This window comes from Streptomyces sp. NPDC006265 (assembly GCF_040613555.1).
Lineage (GTDB): Bacteria > Actinomycetota > Actinomycetes > Streptomycetales > Streptomycetaceae > Streptomyces.
The window spans coordinates 1-1,135 of the sequence record NZ_JBEXSH010001504.1 but is presented as its reverse complement, the minus strand read 5'-3'; the positions used below and the strand labels follow the sequence as shown (position 1 = coordinate 1,135).

The 1,135-nt window shown below is 72.9% G+C and carries 1 protein-coding gene and 1 pseudogene; both read left to right on the top strand.

The window, feature by feature from the left end; genetic code table 11:
- Positions 1-739 (top strand): LpqB family beta-propeller domain-containing protein (locus tag ABZ281_RS50185; RefSeq protein WP_356665600.1); only part of this gene is annotated, 739 nt, incomplete at its 5' end.
- 251 nt (positions 740-990) lie between these two features.
- Positions 991-1,135, top strand: a pseudogene (locus ABZ281_RS50180) (ComF family protein); the annotation flags it as partial.

Below are 1,135 nucleotides of genomic sequence, written 5' to 3'. Positions count from 1 at the left end.
GGAGAAGTGCCGTACGACGGCGAGGTCGTGGGCGATGAACACGAAGGCGATGCCGAACTCCCGCTGGAGGTCCTGGAGCAGGTCGCTGTACGTGGGGTCGCTGGTCTCGGGCGGTTCGCTGGGCGAGCCGCTGCTGCGCAGCCAGGGCCGGGCCGAGAAGGACCGGCTGACGACCCCCAGCTGGGACTCGGACGACGGCCTGTGGGTGGCCGACCGCGACCCCGACCATCCCCGGCTGCTCCTCTTCGAGGAGGGCAAGGGCGATCCGGTGGAGGTGCGGATGCCCCACCTGGACGGACGGATCCAGTCCGTGCGGGTGGCCGCCGACGGGGTGCGCATCGCGCTCGTCGTGGAGAAGGGCGGCAAGAAGACCCTGCTCATCGGGCTGATCGAGCGGGACGGCAAGGCGGGTGGGAAGCCGGCCGTCAGCGTGGTCGAACTGCGCTCCGCGACGCCGGGGTTGGAGCAGGTCACCACCATGTCGTGGGCCGGGGACAGCCGGCTCGTGGTGGTCGGGCGCGAGCACGGGGGCGTCGAGCAGATGCGCTACGTCCAGGTCGACGGCTCCAGGCCGGACGTGCCGGCGCCCGCGGCCCTGACGGGCGTCAAGGAGGTCACGGCCGCCGACGACGACCAGCTGCCGCTGGTGGCGTACTCGGTGGACGGCATCGTCCGCCTGCCGTCGGGCGAGCAGTGGCAGAAGGTGACGGAGGGGACGGCGCCGGTCTATCCGGGGTGAGGTGTGGGCGCCCCGGTGGCAGGTGAGACCGGGGTGTGCCGGGTGCGGGTGGCCGCTCCTGCCGAGTTCGACTCGGGAGGGGCGGCCCTTGGCGTTGCGGGGGCGTACACGGGGGCTGCTGCCCGTGTCTCCTGCGAGGGTCGCTCGTGTGGGGACGCGCTGGTGACGGGGCGCTGGGTTGTCCACAGGCGGTTGTCCACGGTTGTCCACAGGGGTGGCCGGGTCGGGCCCGTGTTGCCACAGTGGTGGCCATGCGGCGGTGGTGGCAGGACCTCACCGACCTGGTGCTGCCGGGCGAGTGCGGAGGCTGTGGAGTGCCTCGTACGGTGCTGTGCGCGCGGTGCCGTGCGGTGCTGTGCGGAGCAGCGGTGCACCGGGTGCGGCCGGTACCGGAGC